This is a genomic window from Streptomyces sp. 1222.5 (assembly GCF_900105245.1).
In the GTDB taxonomy this organism is placed as follows: domain Bacteria; phylum Actinomycetota; class Actinomycetes; order Streptomycetales; family Streptomycetaceae; genus Streptomyces; species Streptomyces albidocamelliae.
On the sequence record NZ_FNSZ01000001.1, the window covers coordinates 5,177,331 to 5,200,083 of the forward strand.

14 protein-coding genes and 3 rRNA genes are annotated in these 22,753 nt (G+C 68.6%); 11 read left to right on the forward strand and 6 right to left on the reverse strand.

Annotated features, from left to right (window positions below):
- Positions 1-4: 4 nt before the first annotated feature.
- Complete coding sequence (locus BLW57_RS23435; RefSeq protein WP_093477171.1) at positions 5-967, reverse strand: RDD family protein; 963 nt, start codon at positions 965-967, stop codon at positions 5-7.
- A 143-nt stretch (positions 968-1,110) separates the two neighbouring features.
- On the opposite strand from BLW57_RS23435, the gene BLW57_RS23440 reads away from it, so the two are divergent.
- The 4 genes from BLW57_RS23440 (at position 1,111) to rrf (ending at position 7,827) form a co-directional block, all read left to right on the forward strand.
- Positions 1,111-2,118 carry a stage II sporulation protein M gene (locus BLW57_RS23440; RefSeq protein ID WP_093477173.1) on the forward strand — a complete coding sequence of 336 codons (1,008 nt, stop codon included), beginning with the start codon at positions 1,111-1,113 and terminating at the stop codon, positions 2,116-2,118.
- 553 nt (positions 2,119-2,671) lie between these two features.
- Positions 2,672-4,197, forward strand: a 16S ribosomal RNA gene (locus tag BLW57_RS23450).
- Between the two features lie 306 nt (positions 4,198-4,503).
- Positions 4,504-7,624, forward strand: a 23S ribosomal RNA gene (locus BLW57_RS23455).
- Positions 7,625-7,710: 86 nt separating this feature from the next.
- Positions 7,711-7,827: ribosomal RNA gene (rrf, locus tag BLW57_RS23460) — 5S ribosomal RNA — on the forward strand.
- Together the 16S, 23S and 5S rRNA genes form the textbook arrangement of a ribosomal RNA operon.
- A 101-nt stretch (positions 7,828-7,928) precedes the next feature.
- On the opposite strand, the gene BLW57_RS23465 is transcribed toward rrf, so the two are convergent.
- The 5 genes from BLW57_RS23465 to BLW57_RS23485 are packed head-to-tail and all read right to left on the reverse strand — an operon-like array spanning position 7,929 to position 13,548.
- Positions 7,929-9,239, reverse strand: coding sequence for a DUF58 domain-containing protein (locus BLW57_RS23465; RefSeq protein ID WP_093477175.1), 1,311 nt, complete (start codon positions 9,237-9,239; stop codon positions 7,929-7,931).
- Positions 9,239-10,231 (reverse strand): AAA family ATPase, encoded by a 993-nt coding sequence (locus BLW57_RS23470; protein ID WP_093477177.1) that lies wholly within the window; start codon positions 10,229-10,231, stop codon positions 9,239-9,241. The genes BLW57_RS23465 and BLW57_RS23470 overlap by 1 nt, the downstream gene beginning before the upstream one ends.
- The gene (locus tag BLW57_RS23475; RefSeq protein ID WP_093477179.1) at positions 10,228-11,424 is read right to left on the reverse strand and encodes a DUF4350 domain-containing protein; all 1,197 of its coding nucleotides are present in this window, start codon (positions 11,422-11,424) and stop codon (positions 10,228-10,230) included. Before BLW57_RS23475 ends, BLW57_RS23470 begins: the two co-directional genes overlap by 4 nt.
- A complete protein-coding gene (locus BLW57_RS23480) occupies positions 11,421-12,191 on the reverse strand; it encodes a DUF4129 domain-containing protein (RefSeq protein ID WP_176985694.1) in 771 nt (256 codons plus the stop codon). The genes BLW57_RS23475 and BLW57_RS23480 overlap by 4 nt, the downstream gene beginning before the upstream one ends.
- 4 nt (positions 12,192-12,195) lie before the next feature.
- Positions 12,196-13,548 (reverse strand): proline-rich domain-containing protein, encoded by a 1,353-nt coding sequence (locus BLW57_RS23485; protein WP_093477181.1) that lies wholly within the window; start codon positions 13,546-13,548, stop codon positions 12,196-12,198.
- Positions 13,549-13,688: 140 nt separating this feature from the next.
- Here BLW57_RS23485 and mtnA point away from each other — a divergent pair, with 140 nt between their 5' ends.
- The 7 genes from mtnA (at position 13,689) to BLW57_RS23520 (ending at position 22,753) form a co-directional block, all read left to right on the forward strand.
- The gene (gene mtnA, locus BLW57_RS23490; RefSeq protein ID WP_093477184.1) at positions 13,689-14,834 is read left to right on the forward strand and encodes an S-methyl-5-thioribose-1-phosphate isomerase; all 1,146 of its coding nucleotides are present in this window, start codon (positions 13,689-13,691) and stop codon (positions 14,832-14,834) included.
- A 172-nt stretch (positions 14,835-15,006) separates the two neighbouring features.
- The gene (mtrA, locus tag BLW57_RS23495) at positions 15,007-15,696 is read left to right on the forward strand and encodes a two-component system response regulator MtrA (protein WP_187282414.1); all 690 of its coding nucleotides are present in this window, start codon (positions 15,007-15,009) and stop codon (positions 15,694-15,696) included.
- 1 nt (position 15,697) lies between these two features.
- Positions 15,698-17,821: an MtrAB system histidine kinase MtrB gene (gene mtrB, locus BLW57_RS23500; RefSeq protein WP_176985695.1), complete on the forward strand. Its 2,124-nt coding sequence runs from the start codon at positions 15,698-15,700 to the stop codon at positions 17,819-17,821.
- Entirely contained in the window at positions 17,811-19,646 is a 1,836-nt protein-coding gene (locus BLW57_RS23505) for an LpqB family beta-propeller domain-containing protein (protein WP_371127807.1), read from the forward strand. Before mtrB ends, BLW57_RS23505 begins: the two co-directional genes overlap by 11 nt.
- Before the next feature lie 268 nt (positions 19,647-19,914).
- The gene (locus BLW57_RS23510) at positions 19,915-20,796 is read left to right on the forward strand and encodes a ComF family protein (RefSeq protein WP_093477192.1); all 882 of its coding nucleotides are present in this window, start codon (positions 19,915-19,917) and stop codon (positions 20,794-20,796) included.
- 314 nt (positions 20,797-21,110) lie between these two features.
- Entirely contained in the window at positions 21,111-21,803 is a 693-nt protein-coding gene (hpf, locus tag BLW57_RS23515; RefSeq protein WP_107423840.1) for a ribosome hibernation-promoting factor, HPF/YfiA family, read from the forward strand.
- 203 nt (positions 21,804-22,006) lie between these two features.
- On the forward strand, positions 22,007-22,753 hold the full coding sequence (locus BLW57_RS23520) for a response regulator (protein WP_093477195.1): 747 nt from the start codon (positions 22,007-22,009) through the stop codon (positions 22,751-22,753).

Consider the following 22,753-nt stretch of genomic DNA (forward strand, 5'->3'; position numbering starts at 1 on the left):
GCCCCTAGGCCGGAGGCGCGAACCCGGTCGCCGGCCGCTCGGCCGGCGACTCGTCCCGTGGCGGCACCGGTGTCGAGGAGAGCGGTGAACGCGGGGGCGTCGCAGGAGCCAGGGGCAGGGAGGACGTCTGCGGCTCCCCGGCCCACGGCTGCGCCTGCACGGGCCTACCCGCCCCCGCCTCCACCGGAGTCCGATGAGCGGCCGGCGGGGCGAAGCGTGCGGCGGCGAACGCCTGCCGGGCCTCCCGCGACTGCCGCTCGTGCACCACGGCCGCGAGGAACGCGGCCGGCGGGATCCCCTGCGGCGCCGGAGAACCGGTGCGCGCCGCGAGATCGTCCGCGAGCCGCCGCGCCATGTGCAGGGACACCTGCGGATCGAGCTGCTGCATACGGGACAGGTACTGCCGGACGGCCAGCCACAGCCCGTCCGGAACCGCCGACAGATCCAGCCCGCCGAACCGGCCGGCCAGCCACGGAGGGGGAGGCGGAACGAAGCCGCCACGTCCGGCGGGTATCCGCTCACGCACCACGAGGGTGCCCGCGAACACGTCCCCGAGCCGCCGCCCGCGCGCCGACACCAGCGAGGCGATGCAGGCCACCACCCCGAACGTCAGCAGAATCTCGACGACACCGATGGCACCCCGCACGAGGGCGTGCCGGAAGCGGATCGGCCCGCCGTCGTCCCGCACCACGCGCAGCCCGAACGCGAGCTTCCCCAGCGAACGCCCGTGCGTGAGCGTCTCCACCGCGATGGGGCCGCCGATCAGTACCAGCAGGAACGTCGCGATCGCCAGCGCCGTCTGCGCCGCCTCGTCCAAGGAAGCCGTCGTCGCCACCACCAGTACGGTCACGAGGATGTACGCGATCATGGCCGCCACCAGATCGAGCAGCACCGCCAACGCCCTGCTCGGCAGCTTCGCAGGGCGTAGCTCCAGGGCCACCGCCTCGCCCGTCACCAGCTCAGTCACGCCCGCCGTCCTTCCCTGGTCCACCGCGTGAACCGCAAGTCTGCCAAGCTGTGGGCGCATCGCGCCCCAGTACGACAAGCTGACAGCAATCGATAGCCTCCACGACGATCAGTCGCTGAGCAGCCGAGGAGCAGGCAGACCCGATGGACCTGGACGTCTTCGTCTCCGTACACCGTGCCGAATGGGACCGCCTCGACGCCCTCCTCCGCCGCCGGCGCCGTCTCGACGGAGCCGAAGCCGACGAACTCGTCTCTCTCTACCAGCGCGCAGCGACCCATCTGTCTCTCCTCCAGTCAAGCGCTCCCGACCCACAGCTGACGGGACGGCTGAGCCAGCTCGTCGCCCGCGCGCGCAGCGCGGTCACCGGAACGCGCCGCGCCTCCTGGAGAGACGTCACGCGTTTCCTCGGTCAGGGCTTCCCCGCCGCCGTCTACCGCGCGCGCCACTGGTGGGTGCCCACGGCGCTCGTCTCCACCGCCGTCGCGATCCTCCTGGGCTGGTGGATCGGCACCCACCCCGACGTGCAGTCCTCCATAGCCGCGCCCAGCCAGCTGCGTGAGCTGACCCGGCCGGGCGGCGAGTACGAGACCTACTACTCCAGCCACCCCGCGACCTCGTTCGCCGCCCAGGTGTGGACGAACAACGCCCAGGCAGCCGCGATGTGTCTGGTCCTGGGTGTCTTCCTGGGGTTGCCGGTGCTCTTCATCCTGTTCGAGAACATGCTCAACCTGGCCGTGGGCTTCGGCCTCATGTCCTCGGCCGGCCGTCTCGACACGTTCCTGGGCCTGGTCCTCCCTCACGGTCTGCTGGAACTCACCGCGGTCTTCGTCGCCGCCGGTACGGGCCTGCGCCTGGGCTGGACGCTGATCGACCCCGGTCCGCGCACCCGCCGCACGGCTCTCGCGGAGGAGGGGCGGTCGGCGATCGCGATGGCCATCGGCCTCGCCCTGGTCCTGTTCGTCTCCGGCGCCATCGAAGGCTTCGTCACCCCGTCCGGACTGCCCACCTGGGCGCGCATCGGCATCGGAGTCCTGGCCGAGCTGGCATTCCTCGCGTACGTCTACGTCGTCGGCGGTCGAGCCGCCCGGGCCGGCGAGACGGGTGATCTCGAAGCAGCGGAGCGGAGCGCGGCCGTGCCGACCGCCGCCTGATGTGCATCCGGCCCCTGTGAGCTGCTAGTCTCCTCTTCGCCCCGCAAAAGCTGTTGACACGGCAGGCGCGGGGAGGTAGATTCAAACAGTTGCCTAGAACTGGACAAGTCCGGTGGCGGCCGTTAGGCTCTATCTCGCTTCTGAGAAGTCGCTACCGACATACGAAGAAGCATTCTCCCGATTCTCAGAAATGAGCGGCTGGTCAAACCGGCCAAGAACTTCTGATAAAGTCGGAACCGCCGGAAAGGGAAACGCGAAAGCGGGAACCTGGAAAGCACCGAGGAAATCGGATCGGAAAGATCTGATAGAGTCGGAAACACCGAAGGGAAGCCCGGAGGAAAGCCCGAGAGGGTGAGTACAAAGGAAGCGACCGTTCCTTGAGAACTCAACAGCGTGCCAAAAATCAACGCCAGATTAGTTGATACCCCGTCTCCGGTCATCACGATCGGGACGAGGTTCCTTTGAAAAAACACAGCGAGGACGCTGTGAACCATCGGACTATTCCTCCGGTGGTTCCGCTCTCGTGATGTGTGCACCGGATTACCGGTAAACATTCACGGAGAGTTTGATCCTGGCTCAGGACGAACGCTGGCGGCGTGCTTAACACATGCAAGTCGAACGATGAACCACTTCGGTGGGGATTAGTGGCGAACGGGTGAGTAACACGTGGGCAATCTGCCCTTCACTCTGGGACAAGCCCTGGAAACGGGGTCTAATACCGGATATCACTCCTGCAGGCATCTGCGGGGGTCGAAAGCTCCGGCGGTGAAGGATGAGCCCGCGGCCTATCAGCTTGTTGGTGAGGTAGTGGCTCACCAAGGCGACGACGGGTAGCCGGCCTGAGAGGGCGACCGGCCACACTGGGACTGAGACACGGCCCAGACTCCTACGGGAGGCAGCAGTGGGGAATATTGCACAATGGGCGAAAGCCTGATGCAGCGACGCCGCGTGAGGGATGACGGCCTTCGGGTTGTAAACCTCTTTCAGCAGGGAAGAAGCGAAAGTGACGGTACCTGCAGAAGAAGCGCCGGCTAACTACGTGCCAGCAGCCGCGGTAATACGTAGGGCGCAAGCGTTGTCCGGAATTATTGGGCGTAAAGAGCTCGTAGGCGGCTTGTCACGTCGGGTGTGAAAGCCCGGGGCTTAACCCCGGGTCTGCATTCGATACGGGCAGGCTAGAGTGTGGTAGGGGAGATCGGAATTCCTGGTGTAGCGGTGAAATGCGCAGATATCAGGAGGAACACCGGTGGCGAAGGCGGATCTCTGGGCCATTACTGACGCTGAGGAGCGAAAGCGTGGGGAGCGAACAGGATTAGATACCCTGGTAGTCCACGCCGTAAACGGTGGGAACTAGGTGTTGGCGACATTCCACGTCGTCGGTGCCGCAGCTAACGCATTAAGTTCCCCGCCTGGGGAGTACGGCCGCAAGGCTAAAACTCAAAGGAATTGACGGGGGCCCGCACAAGCAGCGGAGCATGTGGCTTAATTCGACGCAACGCGAAGAACCTTACCAAGGCTTGACATACACCGGAAACGTCTGGAGACAGGCGCCCCCTTGTGGTCGGTGTACAGGTGGTGCATGGCTGTCGTCAGCTCGTGTCGTGAGATGTTGGGTTAAGTCCCGCAACGAGCGCAACCCTTGTCCTGTGTTGCCAGCATGCCCTTCGGGGTGATGGGGACTCACAGGAGACCGCCGGGGTCAACTCGGAGGAAGGTGGGGACGACGTCAAGTCATCATGCCCCTTATGTCTTGGGCTGCACACGTGCTACAATGGCCGGTACAATGAGCTGCGATACCGTGAGGTGGAGCGAATCTCAAAAAGCCGGTCTCAGTTCGGATTGGGGTCTGCAACTCGACCCCATGAAGTCGGAGTTGCTAGTAATCGCAGATCAGCATTGCTGCGGTGAATACGTTCCCGGGCCTTGTACACACCGCCCGTCACGTCACGAAAGTTGGTAACACCCGAAGCCGGTGGCCCAACCCCTTGTGGGAGGGAGCTGTCGAAGGTGGGACTAGCGATTGGGACGAAGTCGTAACAAGGTAGCCGTACCGGAAGGTGCGGCTGGATCACCTCCTTTCTAAGGAGCACTTCTTACCGGGCTTGCCCGGTCAGAGGCCAGTACATCGGCGAATGTCCGGTGCTGGTTGCTCATGGGTGGAACGTTGATTATTCGGCCGGATGTCACGGGTCGGAGGCTGCAAGTACTGCTCGCAAGAGCGTGGAAAGCATGATCTTCGGACGGGATCGGGTCGGGCACGCTGTTGGGTGTCTGAGGGAATGTTCTTCCTTCAGTCGCCGGCCCCAGTGAACTCGAGCCTGTTGGTTCGGGGTGATGGGTGGCTGGTCGTTGTTTGAGAACTGCACAGTGAACGCGAGCATCTGTGGCCAAGTTTTTAAGGGCGCACGGTGGATGCCTTGGCACCAGGAACCGATGAAGGACGTGGGAGGCCACGATAGTCCCCGGGGAGTCGTCAACCAGGCTTTGATCCGGGGGTTTCCGAATGGGGAAACCCGGCAGTCGTCATGGGCTGTCACCCGCTGCTGAACACATAGGCAGTGTGGAGGGAACGAGGGGAAGTGAAACATCTCAGTACCCTCAGGAAGAGAAAACAACCGTGATTCCGGGAGTAGTGGCGAGCGAAACCGGATGAGGCCAAACCGTATGCGTGTGAGACCCGGCAGGGGTTGCGCATGCGGGGTTGTGGGATCTCTCTTCTGCGGTCTGCCGGCCGTAGGACGAGTCAGAAACCGTTGATGTAGGCGAAGGACATGCGAAAGGTCCGGCGTAGAGGGTAAGACCCCCGTAGTCGAAACGTCAACGGCTCGTTTGAGAGACACCCAAGTAGCACGGGGCCCGAGAAATCCCGTGTGAATCTGGCGGGACCACCCGCTAAGCCTAAATATTCCCTGGTGACCGATAGCGGATAGTACCGTGAGGGAATGGTGAAAAGTACCGCGGGAGCGGAGTGAAATAGTACCTGAAACCGTGTGCCTACAAGCCGTGGGAGCGTCGGATGCAGCTTGCTGTATCTCGTGACTGCGTGCCTTTTGAAGAATGAGCCTGCGAGTTTGCGGTGTGTTGCGAGGTTAACCCGGGTGGGGAAGCCGTAGCGAAAGCGAGTCCGAACAGGGCGATTCAGTAGCACGCTCAAGACCCGAAGCGGAGTGATCTAGCCATGGGCAGGTTGAAGCGGAGGTAAGACTTCGTGGAGGACCGAACCCACCAGGGTTGAAAACCTGGGGGATGACCTGTGGTTAGGGGTGAAAGGCCAATCAAACTCCGTGATAGCTGGTTCTCCCCGAAATGCATTTAGGTGCAGCGTCGTGTGTTTCTTGCCGGAGGTAGAGCACTGGATAGGCGATGGGCCCTACCGGGTTACTGACCTTAGCCAAACTCCGAATGCCGGTAAGTGAGAGCGCGGCAGTGAGACTGTGGGGGATAAGCTCCATGGTCGAGAGGGAAACAGCCCAGAGCATCGACTAAGGCCCCTAAGCGTACGCTAAGTGGGAAAGGATGTGGAGTCGCACAGACAACCAGGAGGTTGGCTTAGAAGCAGCCACCCTTGAAAGAGTGCGTAATAGCTCACTGGTCTAGTGATTCCGCGCCGACAATGTAGCGGGGCTCAAGCGTACCGCCGAAGTCGTGTCATTGCAGCAATAAGCCCCAACGGGTGCTGTGATGGGTAGGGGAGCGTCGTCTGCCGGGTGAAGCAGCACCGGAAGGTAGTTGTGGACGGTTGACGAGTGAGAATGCAGGCATGAGTAGCGATACAAACGTGAGAAACGTTTGCGCCGATTGACTAAGGGTTCCTGGGTCAAGCTGATCTGCCCAGGGTAAGTCGGGACCTAAGGCGAGGCCGACAGGCGTAGTCGATGGATAACCGGTTGATATTCCGGTACCCGCTGTGAAGCGTCAAACATCGAGCATCGTGATGCTAAGGCCGTGAAGCCGCCCTGATCTCTTCGGAGTTGAGGGGAGTGGTGGAGCCGCCGAACCAAGCGGTTAGTAGGTGAGTGATGGGGTGACGCAGGAAGGTAGTCCATCCCGGGCGGTGGTTGTCCCGGGGTAAGGGTGTAGGACGCAAGGTAGGCAAATCCGCCTTGCACATAGTCTGAGACCTGATGCCGAGCCGATTGTGGTGAAGTGGATGATCCTATGCTGTCGAGAAAAGCCTCTAGCGAGTTTCATGGCGGCCCGTACCCTAAACCGACTCAGGTGGTCAGGTAGAGAATACCGAGGCGTTCGGGTGAACTATGGTTAAGGAACTCGGCAAAATGCCCCCGTAACTTCGGGAGAAGGGGGGCCACGCTCGGTGATCCGATTTACTCGGTGAGCTGGGGGTGGCCGCAGAGACCAGCGAGAAGCGACTGTTTACTAAAAACACAGGTCCGTGCGAAGCCGTAAGGCGATGTATACGGACTGACGCCTGCCCGGTGCTGGAACGTTAAGGGGACCGGTTAGCTCCATTTCGGTGGGGCGAAGCTGAGAACTTAAGCGCCAGTAAACGGCGGTGGTAACTATAACCATCCTAAGGTAGCGAAATTCCTTGTCGGGTAAGTTCCGACCTGCACGAATGGCGTAACGACTTCTCGACTGTCTCAACCATAGGCCCGGTGAAATTGCACTACGAGTAAAGATGCTCGTTTCGCGCAGCAGGACGGAAAGACCCCGGGACCTTTACTACAGTTTGATATTGGTGTTCGGTTCGGCTTGTGTAGGATAGCTGGGAGACTTTGAAGCAGCCACGCCAGTGGTTGTGGAGTCGTCGTTGAAATACCAGTCTGGTCGTGCTGGATGTCTAACCTGGGTCCGTGATCCGGATCAGGGACAGTGTCTGATGGGTAGTTTAACTGGGGCGGTTGCCTCCCAAAGGGTAACGGAGGCGCCCAAAGGTTCCCTCAGCCTGGTTGGCAATCAGGTGTTGAGTGTAAGTGCACAAGGGAGCTTGACTGTGAGACCGACGGGTCGAGCAGGGACGAAAGTCGGGACTAGTGATCCGGCGGTGGCTTGTGGAAGCGCCGTCGCTCAACGGATAAAAGGTACCCCGGGGATAACAGGCTGATCTTCCCCAAGAGTCCATATCGACGGGATGGTTTGGCACCTCGATGTCGGCTCGTCGCATCCTGGGGCTGGAGTCGGTCCCAAGGGTTGGGCTGTTCGCCCATTAAAGCGGTACGCGAGCTGGGTTTAGAACGTCGTGAGACAGTTCGGTCCCTATCCGCTGTGCGCGTAGGAATATTGAGAAGGGCTGTCCCTAGTACGAGAGGACCGGGACGGACGAACCTCTGGTGTGCCAGTTGTCCTGCCAAGGGCATGGCTGGTTGGCTACGTTCGGGAGGGATAACCGCTGAAAGCATCTAAGCGGGAAGCCTGCTTCGAGATGAGTATTCCCACCTCCTTGAGAGGGTAAGGCTCCCAGTAGACGACTGGGTTGATAGGCCAGATATGGAAGCCGGGCAACCGGTGGAGTTGACTGGTACTAATAGGCCGAGGGCTTGTCCATTGATGCTCGCGTTCACTGTGTTGGTTCTGAAACCACGACCAGGTCGCCCCCGTGTGTGGGCGTTTCGGTTGAGAGTTTCATAGTGTTTCGGTGGTCATAGCGTGAGGGAAACGCCCGGTTACATTCCGAACCCGGAAGCTAAGCCTCACAGCGCCGATGGTACTGCAGGGGGGACCCTGTGGGAGAGTAGGACGCCGCCGAACAATCTTTGGGAAAACCCCCGCATCCACGGATGCGGGGGTTTTCTGCGTTCAGGACCCTTTGAGGAAATGCCGGCCCTCGAAAGGGCCGTGCCGGGAACGACTCAAAGCCGGCCCGCCGCCTTGAGGGCCAGGTAGGCGTCCGCCAGTGCCGGCGCCAAGGTCTCCGGAGTCGCGTCCACCACCGTCACGCCGTGCCGAAGGAGTTGTTCCGCCGTGCGCTGACGCTCGCTCTGTGCCTGGGCCGCCGCCGCGGCCTCGTACACCGCCTCCGCGTCGCCCCTTGCCTTCGCCATGGTCGCGATGTGCGGGTCGGCCACCGCGGCGACCAGAACGGTGTGCCGCTGCGTGAGTTGCGGGAGGACAGGGAGCAGACCCTGCTCGACCGGTGCCGCGTCGAGCGTCGTGAGCAGCACGATCAGCGAGCGGCGCGGTGCCGTGCGCAGGGCCATGGCGGTCAGGCCGCGGGCATCGGTCTCGACGAGTTCCGGTTCGACCGTGGCCATCGCGTTGACCAGGGAAGGAAGCATGTCACCCGCCGAGCGGCCCTGTACCAGGGCCCGTACCCGGCGGTCGTAGGCCAGCAGATCCACGCGGTCGCCGGCGCGCGAGGCGAGCGCGGCGAGGAGCAGGGCCGCGTCCATGGACGCGTCCAGGCGCGGGGCGTCGCCCACGCGGCCGGCCGAGGTGCGGCCGGTGTCCAGGACCAGCAGGATGTGGCGGTCCCGTTCCGGACGCCAGGTGCGGACGGCCACGGAGGACTGCCGTGCCGTGGCCCGCCAGTCGATCGAGCGGGTGTCGTCCCCGGGGACGTACTCGCGGAGGCTGTCGAACTCCGTTCCCTCACCGCGCGTCAGCACGCTGGTGCGGCCGTCGAGTTCGCGCAGCCGCGCGAGCTTCGACGGGAGATGCTTGCGGCTGGTGAACGGCGGCAGGACACGCACCGTCCAGGGCACCTGGTGGGATCCCTGGCGGGAGAAGAGCCCGAGAGGGCCGTAGGAGCGGACGGTCACGCGGTCGGCCTGGCGGTCGCCGCGACGCGTGGGACGCAGTCGGGTCGTCACACGGCGGCGTTCCCCCGGGGGCACCGTCAGGCGGTGGCGGGAGGACTCGACCTCGGTGCCGGGCTGCCAGCTGCTGGGCGGCCAGGCGTCCCGCAGATGGGCCCGCAGGGGGCGGCGGGACGGGTTGGTGATCGTGAGGGTGACGTCGGCCGTCTCACCGAGACGCGCGGAAGTGTCGCCGGAGCGGCTCAGGCGCAGCCGGCGCACGGGCGCGGCGAGCGCGTAGTCGCACGCGCAGGCCAGGGCCAGGGACCCGTTGACCGCGAGGATCCCCGTCCAGCCGGGCTCCAGGACGCCGACCGGGATCGAGCCGAGGGCCGCGAGGAGCGCGGCGCGTCCGGTGAGGGCCATCAGCGCGGGACCGGGACGTGGGCCAGGATGGCGTTGATGACCGAGTCGGCCGTCACACCTTCCATCTCGGCCTCGGGGCGGAGCTGCACACGGTGGCGCAGGGTGGGCAGGGCGAGGGCCTTCACGTCGTCGGGGATGACGTAGTCACGGCCCGTCAGCCAGGCCCAGGCGCGCGAGGTGGCGAGGAGAGCGGTGGCACCGCGCGGGGAGACGCCCAGGGTGAGGGACGGCGACTCGCGGGTGGCGCGGCAGATGTCCACGACGTAGGCGGTGATCTCGGGGGAGACCGTCGTCTTGGCGACAGCCGCGCGGGCCGCTTCCAGGTCGGCGGCGCCGGCGACCGGGCGTACGCCGGCGGCGCGCAGGTCGCGCGGGTTGAAACCGGAGGCATGGCGGGTGAGGACGTCGATCTCGTCCTGCCGGGACGGCAGAGGGACCGTCAGCTTCACCAGGAAACGGTCCAGTTGTGCCTCGGGCAGCGGGTAGGTGCCCTCGTACTCGACCGGGTTCTGGGTCGCGGCGACCAGGAACGGCTCCGGCAGCGGACGTGGCGTGCCGTCGACCGTGACCTGGCGTTCCTCCATGGCCTCCAGCAGGGAGGACTGGGTCTTGGGCGGGGTCCGGTTGATCTCGTCCGCGAGGAGGAGGTTGGTGAAGACGGGGCCGGGCTGGAAGGAGAACTCGGCGGTCCGGGTGTCGTAGACGAGGGAGCCCGTGACGTCGCTCGGCATCAGGTCGGGAGTGAACTGGACCCGCTTGGTGTCGAGTTCGAGTGCGGCCGCGAGTGTGCGGACGAGCAACGTTTTGGCGACCCCGGGGACTCCTTCCAGTAGAACGTGTCCACGGCAGAGGAGGGCGACGACGAGACCGGTCACGGCGGGGTCCTGGCCGACCACGGCTTTCGCGATCTCGGCGCGCAGGGCCTCCAGGGAGGCACGGGCATCGCCCGCGTCCCCGGTGCGCCCGGCGTTGTCAGTGGTCGGGTCCGTCATGAACGGCGTACCTCTCTTTCGAGGGCGTCGAGTTGGTCGGTCAGTGCGACGAGCGCCGCGTCGTCACCGGGCGGCGGCCCGAAGAGGAGCGGGTGCAGGGTCTGTCCGTCGCCGGAGAGGCGGGCGGACAGAGCGGGGAGCAGGGCCTCGGGCGCGTGCGCCTGGGTGACGGGGACGCCGACCAGGGGGGCGAGGCGGGTGCGGGTGGTGGAGCGAAGAGCGGCGGACGCGCGGCCGCGGGCGTTGGCTTTGCGGTAGAGGCGGGCGCGGCCTTCGGCGGTCTCGGAGGCGCGGATCGCCACGGGGAGCCGTTCGGGCACGAGCCGGCCGAAGCGGCGTCCGCGCCAGAACGCCGCGAGGACCGCTGCGACGAAGAGCTGCAGGGTGCCCCAGAGCCAGCCGGACGGGAGCAGGTCGAGGAAGCTCTTCTGCTCGTCGCCGCCGGTGGCGGCGGAGTCGGAGAGCGAGGGGAGGTACCAGACGAGATGGGGTCGGGAGCCGAGGAGTTGCAGGGCGAGGGAGGCGTTGCCCTGCTCGTCGAGGCGGTCGTTGTAGAGGATGTCGGGTGCGCCGAGGACGACGGTGTCGCCGTGCCCGGAGGCCGCCGGGACCCGCAGCAGGGTGGCGAGTCGCTCGCTGGGGTAGCAGGAGTCGGCGTCGAGATGGGTGGTGGTGTAGCGGATGCCTCCGGTGTCGGCGCTGCCCGCGCGCCGGGCCTCGGGCAGGCTGCAGTCGGGGGCGAGGGTGGTGTGGGAGCTGTTCAGGGGGTCCGCGGTGACGCCGGGGGCGAGTCGTTCCACGGACGGGCTGCCCGCCGCGACGAGTACGGTGCGTCCGCCGGAGCTCGCGGTCGCCTCGTGCAGCCGGGTCTGCTGACGGCTGGTCAGCAGGTCCGGTACGGCGACGAGGACGGTGGTGTCGGGGCCGGCGGCCGTGCGTGCCTCGCCGAGCGTGGTGACCACGCGCGTGGACACGCCGCGGTCGGCGAGGAGTTGGGCGACGGCGCGGCTGCCGTAGGGGTCGGCGGAGCGCGGGTCCAGGGAGCCGTGCCGGTCGGTGGAGCGTACGGCGGCCATGGCCACGGCCGCGACGAGCAGCAGGACGGCGGCGAGGGTGATGCCCCGCGCGCGGGTCCACACCTGGCGGGTGGTGGGCGCGGTGGAGGTGGTCGGCAGGGTGGCCTCGCTGGTCACTCGGCGGCTCCCGGGCGGTTGCCGGCGGTGGTGCTGTCGGCGAGGGCGGGCCTGGTGCGTTCCAGGTCGCGGTCGAGTTCGGCGAGGCGGTGGTACGCCTGCTCGCCGGCCCTGCGTCCGCCGTATGTGACGTCGTCGAACTGCCGGGCGGCGGCACGCAGGCGGTCCGTGTGCGCGGGGAGGGAACGGCCGGCCTCGGCGGCCGCCTCGTCGGCGGTGCGTCCGGGCCGGACGTCGAGCAGGGCCCGTTCCTCCAGGGAGCGGACGATGGCCCGCATGCGTTCCTGCACGGCCTGGTTCCAGTGGCCCTGGGCGGCGTGTGCCTCGCTGGCGGCGCGGTGCTCGGCGGCGCTGCGGGGGCTGTCGTCGAACAGGACGGCGGCGGAGGCGGTTCGGCGGCGGGGGGTGCCCAGGCGCCACCACAGGGCGCCCAGCACGGCGACGACGAACAGGACGACGACGAACAGGCCGACACCGCCGCCGGGAGTCGCCGAGGCGGCCGTGCCGAACAACTTGCCGAGCCAGTCCCAGAAGGCGTCCAGGGCGCGCTGGATCAGGCCGGGGTCGTTCTCGTGGTACATCCGCTTGGACAGCTCGCGTCGGGCCGCCTCCCGCGCGGAGTCGCGCGAGATGGTCACGGGCGGCTCGTCCCCCGAGCCGCCGGCGGCCAGGACCACCGTGTCGGCCGCGCGCAGCAGGCCGCGCACGGCCGTACTCACGGCGCCGGGCGGGGCCGCCGCCGTGAGTGCTCCCCCCGTGAGGCTCACCGCATCAGCTCCCCGGGACGCGGCGGGCGGCGTCGCCGGGGACACCGGCGGCGCGGGCCAGTTCGATGTCGAGGGCCTCGCGGCGGATGCGCTGGTCGATGTAGAGGAGCACGGTGACGCCCGCGCTGATCGGGAGGGTGAGCGTGGTGCCGATCAGCGAGCCGATCCCGCGGATGATCAGGAACGTCCAGCCGACGTGTCCGCCGCCGGTGCCGAACAGGTCGCCCAGGCTGTCACCGCTCACGGCGGCCCCGAGGATCGCGAAGGGGATCGCGACGAGCGAGGCGACGATGTTGGTGATGAGCCCGGTGAGCAGCACGATGCCGAAGACACGCCACCAGGAGCCGCGCACCAGCTTCGTCGAGCGGCTCAAGGCCTTGGTGATGCCCTGCCGCTCCAGCATCAGGGCGGGGGTCGCCAGGTAGAAGCGGATCATCAGCCAGCCGGCGACGACGAAGGCCGCGAGGACGCCGATGGCCAGCAGTGCCGCACCGGCGCCGCTGCCGCCGTCGGCGAGCAGGACGAGGAACCCGGGCAGCATGCCGGCGGCGAAGACGCCGATGAAGATCAGGCCGAGCAGCAGGAGCAGGCCGAACAGCCGGGGGATCTGCGGGCGGGCCTCGCGCCAGGCTTCGCCGGTGCTGACCGGCCGGCCGAGGACGGCACGGCTGGTGATGGTCGTCAGCAGGGCGGTCGCGACGATGATGGCGATCGTGGAGATCACGGCGACGATGCCGGTGCCGATCATCGTCTCGCGCAGGGCGCGCAGGACGTCGTCAGGCGTGGCGGTCCCGTTGTCGAGCGAGGTCTGTGCGGTGCTGCCGTTCATGACGAAGCCCTGGACGGCGACGAGCGTGGTGTCGACGAGCAGAGCGACCGCCAGCGAGATGCCGAGCACCGTGCGCCAGTAGGTGCGCATGGTGGAGACGGCGCCGTCGAGGATCTCGCCGATACCGAGCGGGCGAAGCGGGATGACACCGGGCTTGGCCGCGGGCGGGGGGCCGCCCCAGCCGCCGCCCCAGGCCGGGTAGCCGCCGGGGCCCGGGGGAGGGCCGCCGTAGCCGCCTTGGCCCGGGCCGCCGGGCTGGTGGCCACCCCAGCCCTGGGCGGGCGGCGGGGGCGGCGGAGGCGGGGCCTGGTTCGGGTCGGGGGCACCGGTGGGCGCGGACCACAGGCCGGCCGGCGGCTGCTCCTTGGACCACTTCACGCCGGGGCCCTGCGGGTCCGCGCCGGGCTGCGGTGCGGTGCCCTCGGGGCCGGGGCGGTCGGAGGGTTCGGCGGGGCCGGACGCACCGGGTTCCCGCCCCTCGGACGACGGGGCGGTTCCGGGCGAGGCCCAGCCCGGAGTGTCTGTCATCGAAGCTCCTTCTCGGTGCCCTTCCGCGGTCGCGGCGGCGAGTTGGCAGCCATCGTGCCATGTCATGGTCAACAGGGGACCGGTCGCGGTAGGGGCCGGCCACCTTCAATTGTCCGCCGGTTCCGGGGCAGACTGACCGCATGGCTGATCAGCAGGCGCAAACCGGCGGGGAGAAGCGGCCGAGCGACATACCGGCGATCCGATGGGAGGAACCACCCGAGGGTCCCGTACTGGTCCTTCTCGATCAGACGAGAGTTCCGGCAGAAGAGGTCGAGTTGGTGTGCACGGACGCGTCGGCGCTGGTGGAGGCGATCTGTTCGCTCGCCGTGCGCGGGGCGCCGTTGCTCGGGATCGCGGGGGCGTACGGGGTGGCGCTGGCCGCCGCGCGCGGCTTCGACGTGGTCGAGGCCGCGCGGGCGCTGGAGAGTGCCCGGCCGACCGCGGTGAACCTGTCCGTGGGGGTGCGCCGGGCCGAGGCGGCGCACGGGGCCGCGCTGGCCAGGACCGGCGACCCGACGGCGGCGGCCGAGGCTGCACTGGCCGCGGCGCGGGCACTGCACCAGGAGGACGCGGAGGCCAGTGCGCGGATGGCGGTGCACGGGCTGGCTCTGCTGGACGAGTTGCTGCCGGGCGGCGGGCACCGGATCCTCACCCACTGCAACACCGGGGCACTGGTGTCGGGCGGCGAGGGCACGGCGTTCGCGGTGGCGCTCGCCGCGCACCGCGAAGGACGGCTGCGGCGGCTGTGGGTGGACGAGACCCGCCCGCTGCTGCAGGGCGCCCGTCTGACGGCGTACGAAGCGGCCCGCAGCGGTATGGCCTACACCTTGCTCACCGACAACGCGGCGGGGTCCCTGTTCGCGGCGGGCGAGGTCGACGCCGTGCTGATCGGGGCGGACCGGATCGCGGCCGACGGGTCGGTGGCGAACAAGGTGGGGAGCTATCCGCTCGCCGTGCTCGCGCGCTACCACCATGTGCCGTTCATCGTGGTGGCGCCGCTGACCACCCTCGATCCGGACACTCCCGACGGCGCGTCCATCGAGGTCGAGCAGCGCCCGGGCTTCGAGGTGACGGAGATCAGCGCCCCGCAGGTGCCGGTGGCGGGACCCGGGGGCGGGGTGCAGGTGGCACCGCTGGGCACCCAGGCGTACAACCCGGCGTTCGACGTGACCCCGCCCGAGCTGGTGACGGCCCTCGTCACCGAGGAGGGTGCCGTGTCCCCGGTGACGGCCGCGGCGCTCGCCGAGCTGTGCGCGAGGGCCCGCCGGGTGCCGGTGGACGGCTGACCGGTCGACGGGAACGGCCCCTTCGCCCCGCGACGGGCGGGCGGAGGGGCCGTGGCGTGCGCGGCGGCACCGAGATCATCTTGCAGGGGCAGACAGTGACGGCTCGGTACGACTATCGTCACGGGCCAGTGACCTCCCTCACCTGCACCTCTGCCGTCGTTACGAGAATGGGATGATGTCGTTTATGAAGGGACGAGTCCTTGTCGTCGACGACGACACCGCACTGGCCGAGATGCTCGGCATTGTGCTGCGTGGTGAAGGTTTTGAGCCGTCTTTCGTAGCAGACGGCGACAAGGCGCTTGCCGCTTTCCGTGAGGCCAAGCCCGATCTGGTGCTGCTCGACCTGATGCTTCCCGGCCGGGACGGCATCGAGGTGTGCCGCCTGATCCGGGCGGAGTCGGGCGTGCCGATCGTGATGCTCACGGCGAAGAGCGACACCGTCGATGTCGTCGTGGGCCTGGAGTCCGGCGCCGACGACTACATCGTGAAGCCGTTCAAGCCCAAGGAGCTGGTGGCCCGCATCCGTGCGCGGCTGCGCAGGTCCGAGGAGCCGGCGCCGGAGCAGCTGACCATCGGTGACCTGGTCATCGACGTGGCCGGACACTCGGTGAAGCGGGAGGGGCAGTCCATCGCGCTGACCCCCCTGGAGTTCGACCTGCTGGTCGCGCTCGCCCGCAAGCCGTGGCAGGTGTTCACGCGCGAGGTGCTCCTCGAGCAGGTGTGGGGTTATCGCCACGCCGCCGACACCCGCCTCGTCAACGTGCACGTCCAGCGGCTGCGCTCCAAGGTCGAGAAGGACCCGGAGCGGCCGGAGATCGTGGTGACCGTCCGTGGTGTCGGTTACAAGGCAGGACCGAGCTGACATGCCCGGGGACAGCGCCGCTTCGGCTCCCGGCGGGTCCGGGGCACGCCCGGGGCGGCCTGTCGGCCGGGCGGGAGTGAACACGCGTTTCAGACGCCTCTTCGAGGGCGGGCTGCTGCGGGGCGGCGTCCAGGGCAGCCCGGTCCTCAGGCTGTTCCTGCGCTGGGTGCGCCGGCCTCTGCTGCCGGTCATGCGGCTGTGGCGGCGCAACATCCAGCTCAGGGTCGTCGCCACGACCCTGCTGATGTCGCTGGGCGTCGTCCTGCTGCTCGGCTTCGTCGTGATCGGTCAGGTGCGCAACGGCCTGCTCGACGCCAAGGTGAGGGCGTCGCAGAGCCAGGCCACGGGCGGTTTCGCGGTCGCCAAGCAGAAGGCGGACGACACGATGGCGAGCGGGACCGGTGCGGGCACCGGTGCCGGCACGGCCGACGGAGGCGCGAGCCCGGACGGGCGGCAGTCGCAGAACGTCATCCAGTGGATGAGCGACCTCGTGGACTCGCTGGCCAGCGGCGGAGCGGGTGCCTTCGACGTGGCGACGCTGCCCGTGGGCGACGACAGCGGCGGCGGGCGCAGCCCGCGCGGCTCCGGGAACGTCAACCCGACCTTGAGCGTCCCCGCTGATCTGCGTGAGCGCGTCAACAGCGGTACGACGGCGGCGCAGAGCTACACGAAGATCGTCTACTCCGGGGACAAGGAGTCGCAGCCGGCGCTGGTCATCGGCAAGCAGGTCAACGACCCGAACGGGCGCCCGTACGAGCTGTACTACCTCTTCCCGCTGACGCAGGAGGAGAAGTCGCTGAGCCTGGTCAAGGGCACTCTGGCGACCGCCGGGCTGTTCGTCGTCGTCCTGCTCGGCGCCATCGCCTGGCTGGTGGTGCGGCAGGTCGTCACACCGGTCCGGATGGCGGCCGGAATCGCGGAGCGGTTGTCCGCCGGGCGGCTGCAGGAGCGGATGAAGGTCACCGGCGAGGACGACATCGCGCGCCTCGGCGAGGCGTTCAACAAGATGGCGCAGAACCTCCAGCTGAAGATCCAGCAGCTGGAGGACCTGTCGCGGATGCAGCGCCGGTTCGTGTCGGACGTCTCGCACGAGCTGCGCACCCCGCTGACGACCGTCCGTATGGCGGCGGACGTCATCCACGAGGCGCGCGAGGACTTCGACCCGGTGACCGCGCGGTCGGCGGAGCTGCTCGCCGATCAGCTGGACCGGTTCGAGTCGCTGCTGGCGGACCTGCTGGAGATCAGCCGCTTCGACGCCGGCGCGGCGGCCCTGGAGGCCGAGCCGATAGACCTCAGGGAGGTCGTCCGGCGCGTGGTCAGCGGCGCCGAGCCGCTCGCCGAGCGCAAGGGCACGCACATACGCGTGGTCGGCGACCAGCAGCCCGTCGTCGCCGAGGCCGACGCCCGCCGTCTGGAGCGTGTGCTGCGCAATCTGGTCGTCAACGCGGTGGAGCACGGCGAGGGCAAGGACGTCGTCGTCAAGCTCGCCTCGGCCGGCGGTGCGGTCGCCGTCGCGGTGCGCGACTACGGCGTCGGACTCAAGCCGGGTGAGGCGACCAGGGTCTTCAGCCGCTTCTGGCGGGCGGACCCGGCACGCGCGCGTACCACCGGCGGTACGGGCCTCGGGCTGTCGATCGCCCTGGAGGACGCACGACTGCACGGCGGCTGGCTGCAGGCCTGGGGCGAGCCGGGCGGCGGCTCGCAGTTCCGGCTGACGCTGCCCAGGACCGCCGACGAGCCGCTGCGGGGCTCGCCGATACCGCTGGAGCCGAAGGACTCGCGCCGCAATCGGGGTCTCGACGACGCCGGTCTGCCCCGCGGGGGCGAGGAGAAGCGGGCGACCGTACCGGTGCAGCAGGGTGGCGGGCAGGCGCCCGCGTTCCCGCCGCGCGGCTCGATCACGCCCCGCCTGGCCACGGTCACGCCCGCGGCCGACCCGACCGCGATGCCCGGCAAAGGCAACGGCGCGCGCGTGGTGCCCAGGCCCTCGGGCGGCGCACGGCGTGCGGACGACGGCGGCGCCGAGCCTCCGGCGCCCGGCGCGAGCCCGGCCCGCCCGGACGCGGTCGAACAGGGGGACCCCACCGAGCACACCGAGCCAGGGGAGGCATTTCGTGGGCGCTGACCGCAGGGGGGGCGCCCACGGGCGTCCGGGTCGCGCGGTGGCGTACGCCGCAGTGGGGGTCGTTCTGCTGACCGGGTGCGCCTCGATGCCCGACAGCGGGGACCTGCGCAACGTGGAGTCCACGCCACGGCAGGAGACGGGGGTGCGGGTGTTCCCCGTGCCGCCGGCCGACGGCGCCGGTCCGGGCGAGATCATGCAGGGCTTCCTCGAGGCGCTCACCAGCGACGACCCGGAGTACGACACCGCTCGCAAGTACCTGACGGCCGACGCGGCGCGTGCCTGGCGGCCCGAGCACTCGACCACGGTGCTCACGAACGGGCCGAGCATGGAGACCGACTGCCAGGTGAGCGGACGGGAGGAGGCGGGCAGCGTCACCTGCGTCCTGGCCGGCAGTCAGGTCGCCACGGTCGACGCGCAGCAGGCGTACAAGCCCGCCGACGGGCCGTACCGCAAGAAACTGCACCTCAGCAAGGACGGCAAGAGCGGGCAGTGGCGCATCGACGGGCTGCCCGACGGTGTCGTCATGGGCAAGTCGGACTTCCAGCGGAACTACACCTCCGTCGACAAGTACTACTTCGCCTCCAACACGGCGGTCGGGACGACCGGAGAGCCGGTGTCGGTGGCCGACCCGGTGTTCGTGCGCAGCAAGGTGGACACGATGACCGAGATGGTCCGCTCGCTGCTGCGCGGGCCCACCAGATGGCTGGGGCCGGTGGTCAGGTCCAGCTTCCCCACGGGCACGGCGCTGCGGAAGGACGTGTCCGGGCTGACACCGGACGACCAGAACAAGCTGACCGTGCCGTTGAACCTCAAGGCGTCGCAGGTCGCGGCGAGCAAGTGCTCCGAGATGGCGACCCAGGTGCTGTTCACCCTGCGGAACCTCGCCCCGACGCTGGAGTCCGTCGAGCTGACGGGACTCGGGGGCGGGCCGCTGTGCGAGCTGGACGAGGAGCACGCCGAGTCCACCGCCTGGCACGGGTCGGACCGGCGCCCGGAGTTCCTGTACTACCTCGACGGCAAGCACAGGCTGGTGCGGATGTCGACCGGCAGCCCCGGCGCGGGGGGCGTCCCGGTGCCGGGTCCGCTGGGTGAGGGCAACAAGGGACTGCAGTCGGTGGCGGTCTCGCGGGACGAGCACAACGCGGCCGGGGTGGGTGACAACGGCAGGTCGCTGTACGTGGTGCCGCTGTCGGCGTCCGGCTCGCTCGGGGACCCGCTGGTGACCAGCAACGGCCCGAGCCCCGAGGACCGGCTCACCACGCCCAGCTGGGACGCGCGCGGGGATCTGTGGGTCGCCGACCGCGACCCGGACCACACGCGGCTGAAGGTCCTGCAGCAGGGCGTCGCGGAACCGGAGGACGTCGCCGTCCCCGGCCTGCCCGGCAAGATCAAGGACGTGCGGGTGGCCGCCGACGGTACCCGGATCGCGCTGGTCGTGGAGAAGAAGGGCGGCAAGCAGTCGCTGCTCATCGGCCGGATCCAGCGTGACAACGGCACCGGGCAGGGCATCCTGGTGGACGACCTCAGGTCCGCGGCCCCCGATCTGGAGCAGGTCAGCGCCATCTCCTGGGCCGGGGACAGCAGGCTGCTCGCGGTCGGCCGGGAGCAGGGCGGTGTGCAGCAGATGCGGTACGTCGAGGTCGACGGCTCCACGCTGAACACCCCGGCGCCCGGCGCGCTGCCGGGTGTGAAGGCCGTCGCGGCGTCCGAGGACGAGCAGGTACCCCTGGTGGCCTATTCGGACGACGGGATCGTCCGGCTGCCGTCCGGTGCGCAGTGGCAGAAGGTGGACAAGGACGGAACGGCGCCGGTGTACCCGGGCTGAGCGGGCTCGTTCAGGGCCCGTGCGCGGTGCGGGCCCGGCCGTGGCGTGATGTCCGGCTGTGACGTGGTGCGGCGCTCGTCCGTGGCGAGGCGCCCGTCCGTGTGCGGCTCCCGTCCGTGATGAGGCGCCACGGGCCGCGCGCTGTCCGGGGCGTCGGGGTCCGCCCGTGGGGCGCTGTCGCCGGTGCGCGTCTCGCCTTCGCGGGTTGTCCACAGGGTGTTGTCCACAGGGGTGGCCGGTCCGCTCCGGCGTTGGCACAGTGGTGGCCATGCGCGGGTGGTGGCGGGACCTCACCGACCTGGTGCTTCCGGCCGAGTGCGCGGGCTGCGGGGCGCCTCGTACCGCGCTCTGCCCGGGGTGCCGGGCAGCGCTGGGCGCAGGCCGTCCTCGGCGGGTCCGGCCGGTGCCGGAGCCGGACGGGCTGCCGGTGGTGCATGCCGCGGCTCCCTACGCGGACCGGGTACGGGCACTGCTCCTGGCCCACAAGGAGCGGGGCGCGCTGACCCTCGCCGGGGCACTGGGCGCCGCACTGGCAGGAGTCGTGCGAGAGGGGCTCGCGGGGAGCGACGCGGGGGCCGGTTCCGGTGGTGGGCCGGTGGTGCTGGTGCCTGTGCCGTCCGCCCGGTGGGCCGTGCGGGCGCGCGGACACGATCCGGTACGGCGGATGGCGCTCGCGGCGGCCGGTGAGCTGCGGCGCACCGGGACACCGGCCCGGGTGGCGGCCGTACTGCGGCAGCGGCGGGCCGTGGCGGACCAGGCCGGGCTGGACGCGCGCCGGCGCCGGGTGAACCTCGCGGGCGCACTGGAGGTGACGCCGGGCGGCGGCCGGCTGCTCGGCGCGGGGCGGCTCGTGCTCGTCGACGACCTCGTCACCACGGGCGCCAGCCTCACGGAGGCCGCGCGTGCCCTGCGGGACTCGGCCGGATGGCAGGGCGGGATTCCGAACGGAGGGGGAAGCGGAGTGAGCAGAGTCGTGTACTCGGCCGTAAGTCGGGAAGGTAGGGAGGAACGACGAAGAGCAGCGTGGCAGGAGAGGGGGAAGTGGGTGCATGGTGCACCGGAAAAGGCGATGGTGAACGTCCTCGGACCGACTCTCCGGGCAGCGGTGATCGCCGCTCCTCGGGATTCTTTGGAAATAAACAGGAACTGAGACCCGACTTGCATCGTTGCAGGTAGCGGGAGGGGTAATTCACCTGAACGGAGGTACGCCGCAGTAGAGGGTGACGACATCCGTCCGGGCGAGATATGTTCAGTTGTGAGGAAAGGCGCGGGCCGTCCCTCGCCATATCCGAATGCCTTGCCGTGGGTTTTGCGCAATCACCCGCGGCGGTGGGGTGGAGATCTCGCCCACGGGGGAGGAGGAGGTGGAAGTCACCGAGTCCGAGGCCCTGGTGACCACCGGGCCTGGTGCAAAAGGGAGATGCTCCGCCCATGCAGCGGAGCGATCCGGGAACGGAGTTCTGCGTGGACATCGTCGTCAAAGGCCGCAAGACCGAGGTGCCCGAGCGGTTCCGCAAGCACGTGGCCGAGAAGCTGAAGCTGGAGAAGATCCAGCGGCTCGATGCCAAGGTGATCAGCCTCGACGTCGAGGTGTCCAAGGAGCCGAACCCCCGACAGGCCGACCGCTGTGACCGAGTGGAGATCACCCTCCGCTCCCGCGGTCCGGTGATCCGGGCGGAGGCAGCGGCCAGCGACCCGTACGCGGCACTCGACCTGGCGGCGGAGAAACTGGATGCCCGACTGCGCAAGCAGCATGACAAGCGGTTCTCGCGCCGGGGAGCGCGCCGGATCTCTGCGGCAGAGGTCCCCGACCACGTCCCGGGCGCAGCCACGCTCAACGGCAACGGCCTCCCCGTCCACGAGGAGGAGACGGACGGAGTGCCGACCAAGAAGATCGGTTCGCTGGAGGTCAAGGGTGAAGGTCCCCTCATCGTCCGCGAGAAGACCCACGTCGCCTCCCCGATGACGCTCGACCAGGCCCTCTACGAGATGGAACTGGTCGGCCACGACTTCTACTTGTTCGTCGACTCCGAGACGAAGGAGCCGAGTGTCGTCTACCGGCGACACGCCTACGACTACGGCGTGATCCACCTCAGCACGGACCCGATGGTCGCAGAGGGGCAGCCTCCCGCGGCCGGTGGCACGCTGGGCGGCTGACGTACCCGGCAGAAGCTGAGCAGGTGCCCCTGGAGCGCGTGTGCGCCCCCAGGGGCACCTGTGTGCGACCACTTCGCGCCCCGCAGGTCACCTCTGTGACGCCCGGACATGGAATCATGGCCGCACAGGCCCAACCGGTGGGCCGCTGCCTTGGGTTGGCGATGGCACAGGACCGCAGGCCACAGCCTTCAGGGGGAGGAACGATGGCGGACACCTTCGGACCGATGCGGAACGAGGATGCCGACGACGATGTCATCGGCATGAACCCGGACACGGGCTCTTCACGCGCGGAGCCGATCAGAGTCCTGGTCGTCGACGACCACGCCCTGTTCCGGCGCGGCCTGGAGATCGTGCTCGCGGCCGAGGAGGACATCCAGGTCGTCGGTGAGGCGGGCGACGGCGCCGAGGCGGTCGACAAGGCCGCCGACCTGCTGCCCGACATCGTGCTGATGGACGTCCGCATGCCCAAGCGCGGCGGGATCGAGGCCTGTACCTCCATCAAGGAGGTGGCCCCCAGCGCGAAGATCATCATGCTGACGATCAGCGACGAGGAGGCCGACCTCTACGAGGCGATCAAGGCCGGTGCGACCGGATACCTCCTCAAGGAGATCTCCACGGACGAGGTGGCCACCGCCATCCGCGCTGTGGCGGACGGGCAGTCGCAGATCAGCCCGTCCATGGCCTCGAAGCTCCTGACCGAGTTCAAGTCGATGATCCAGCGCACCGACGAGCGCCGGCTGGTGCCGGCGCCGCGGCTCACCGACCGCGAACTGGAAGTCCTCAAGCTCGTCGCCACGGGCATGAACAACAGGGACATCGCCAAGGAGTTGTTCATCTCCGAGAACACCGTGAAGAACCACGTCCGCAACATCCTGGAGAAGCTGCAGCTGCACTCCAGGATGGAGGCCGTGGTCTACGCGATGCGGGAGAAGATCCTGGAGATCCGCTAG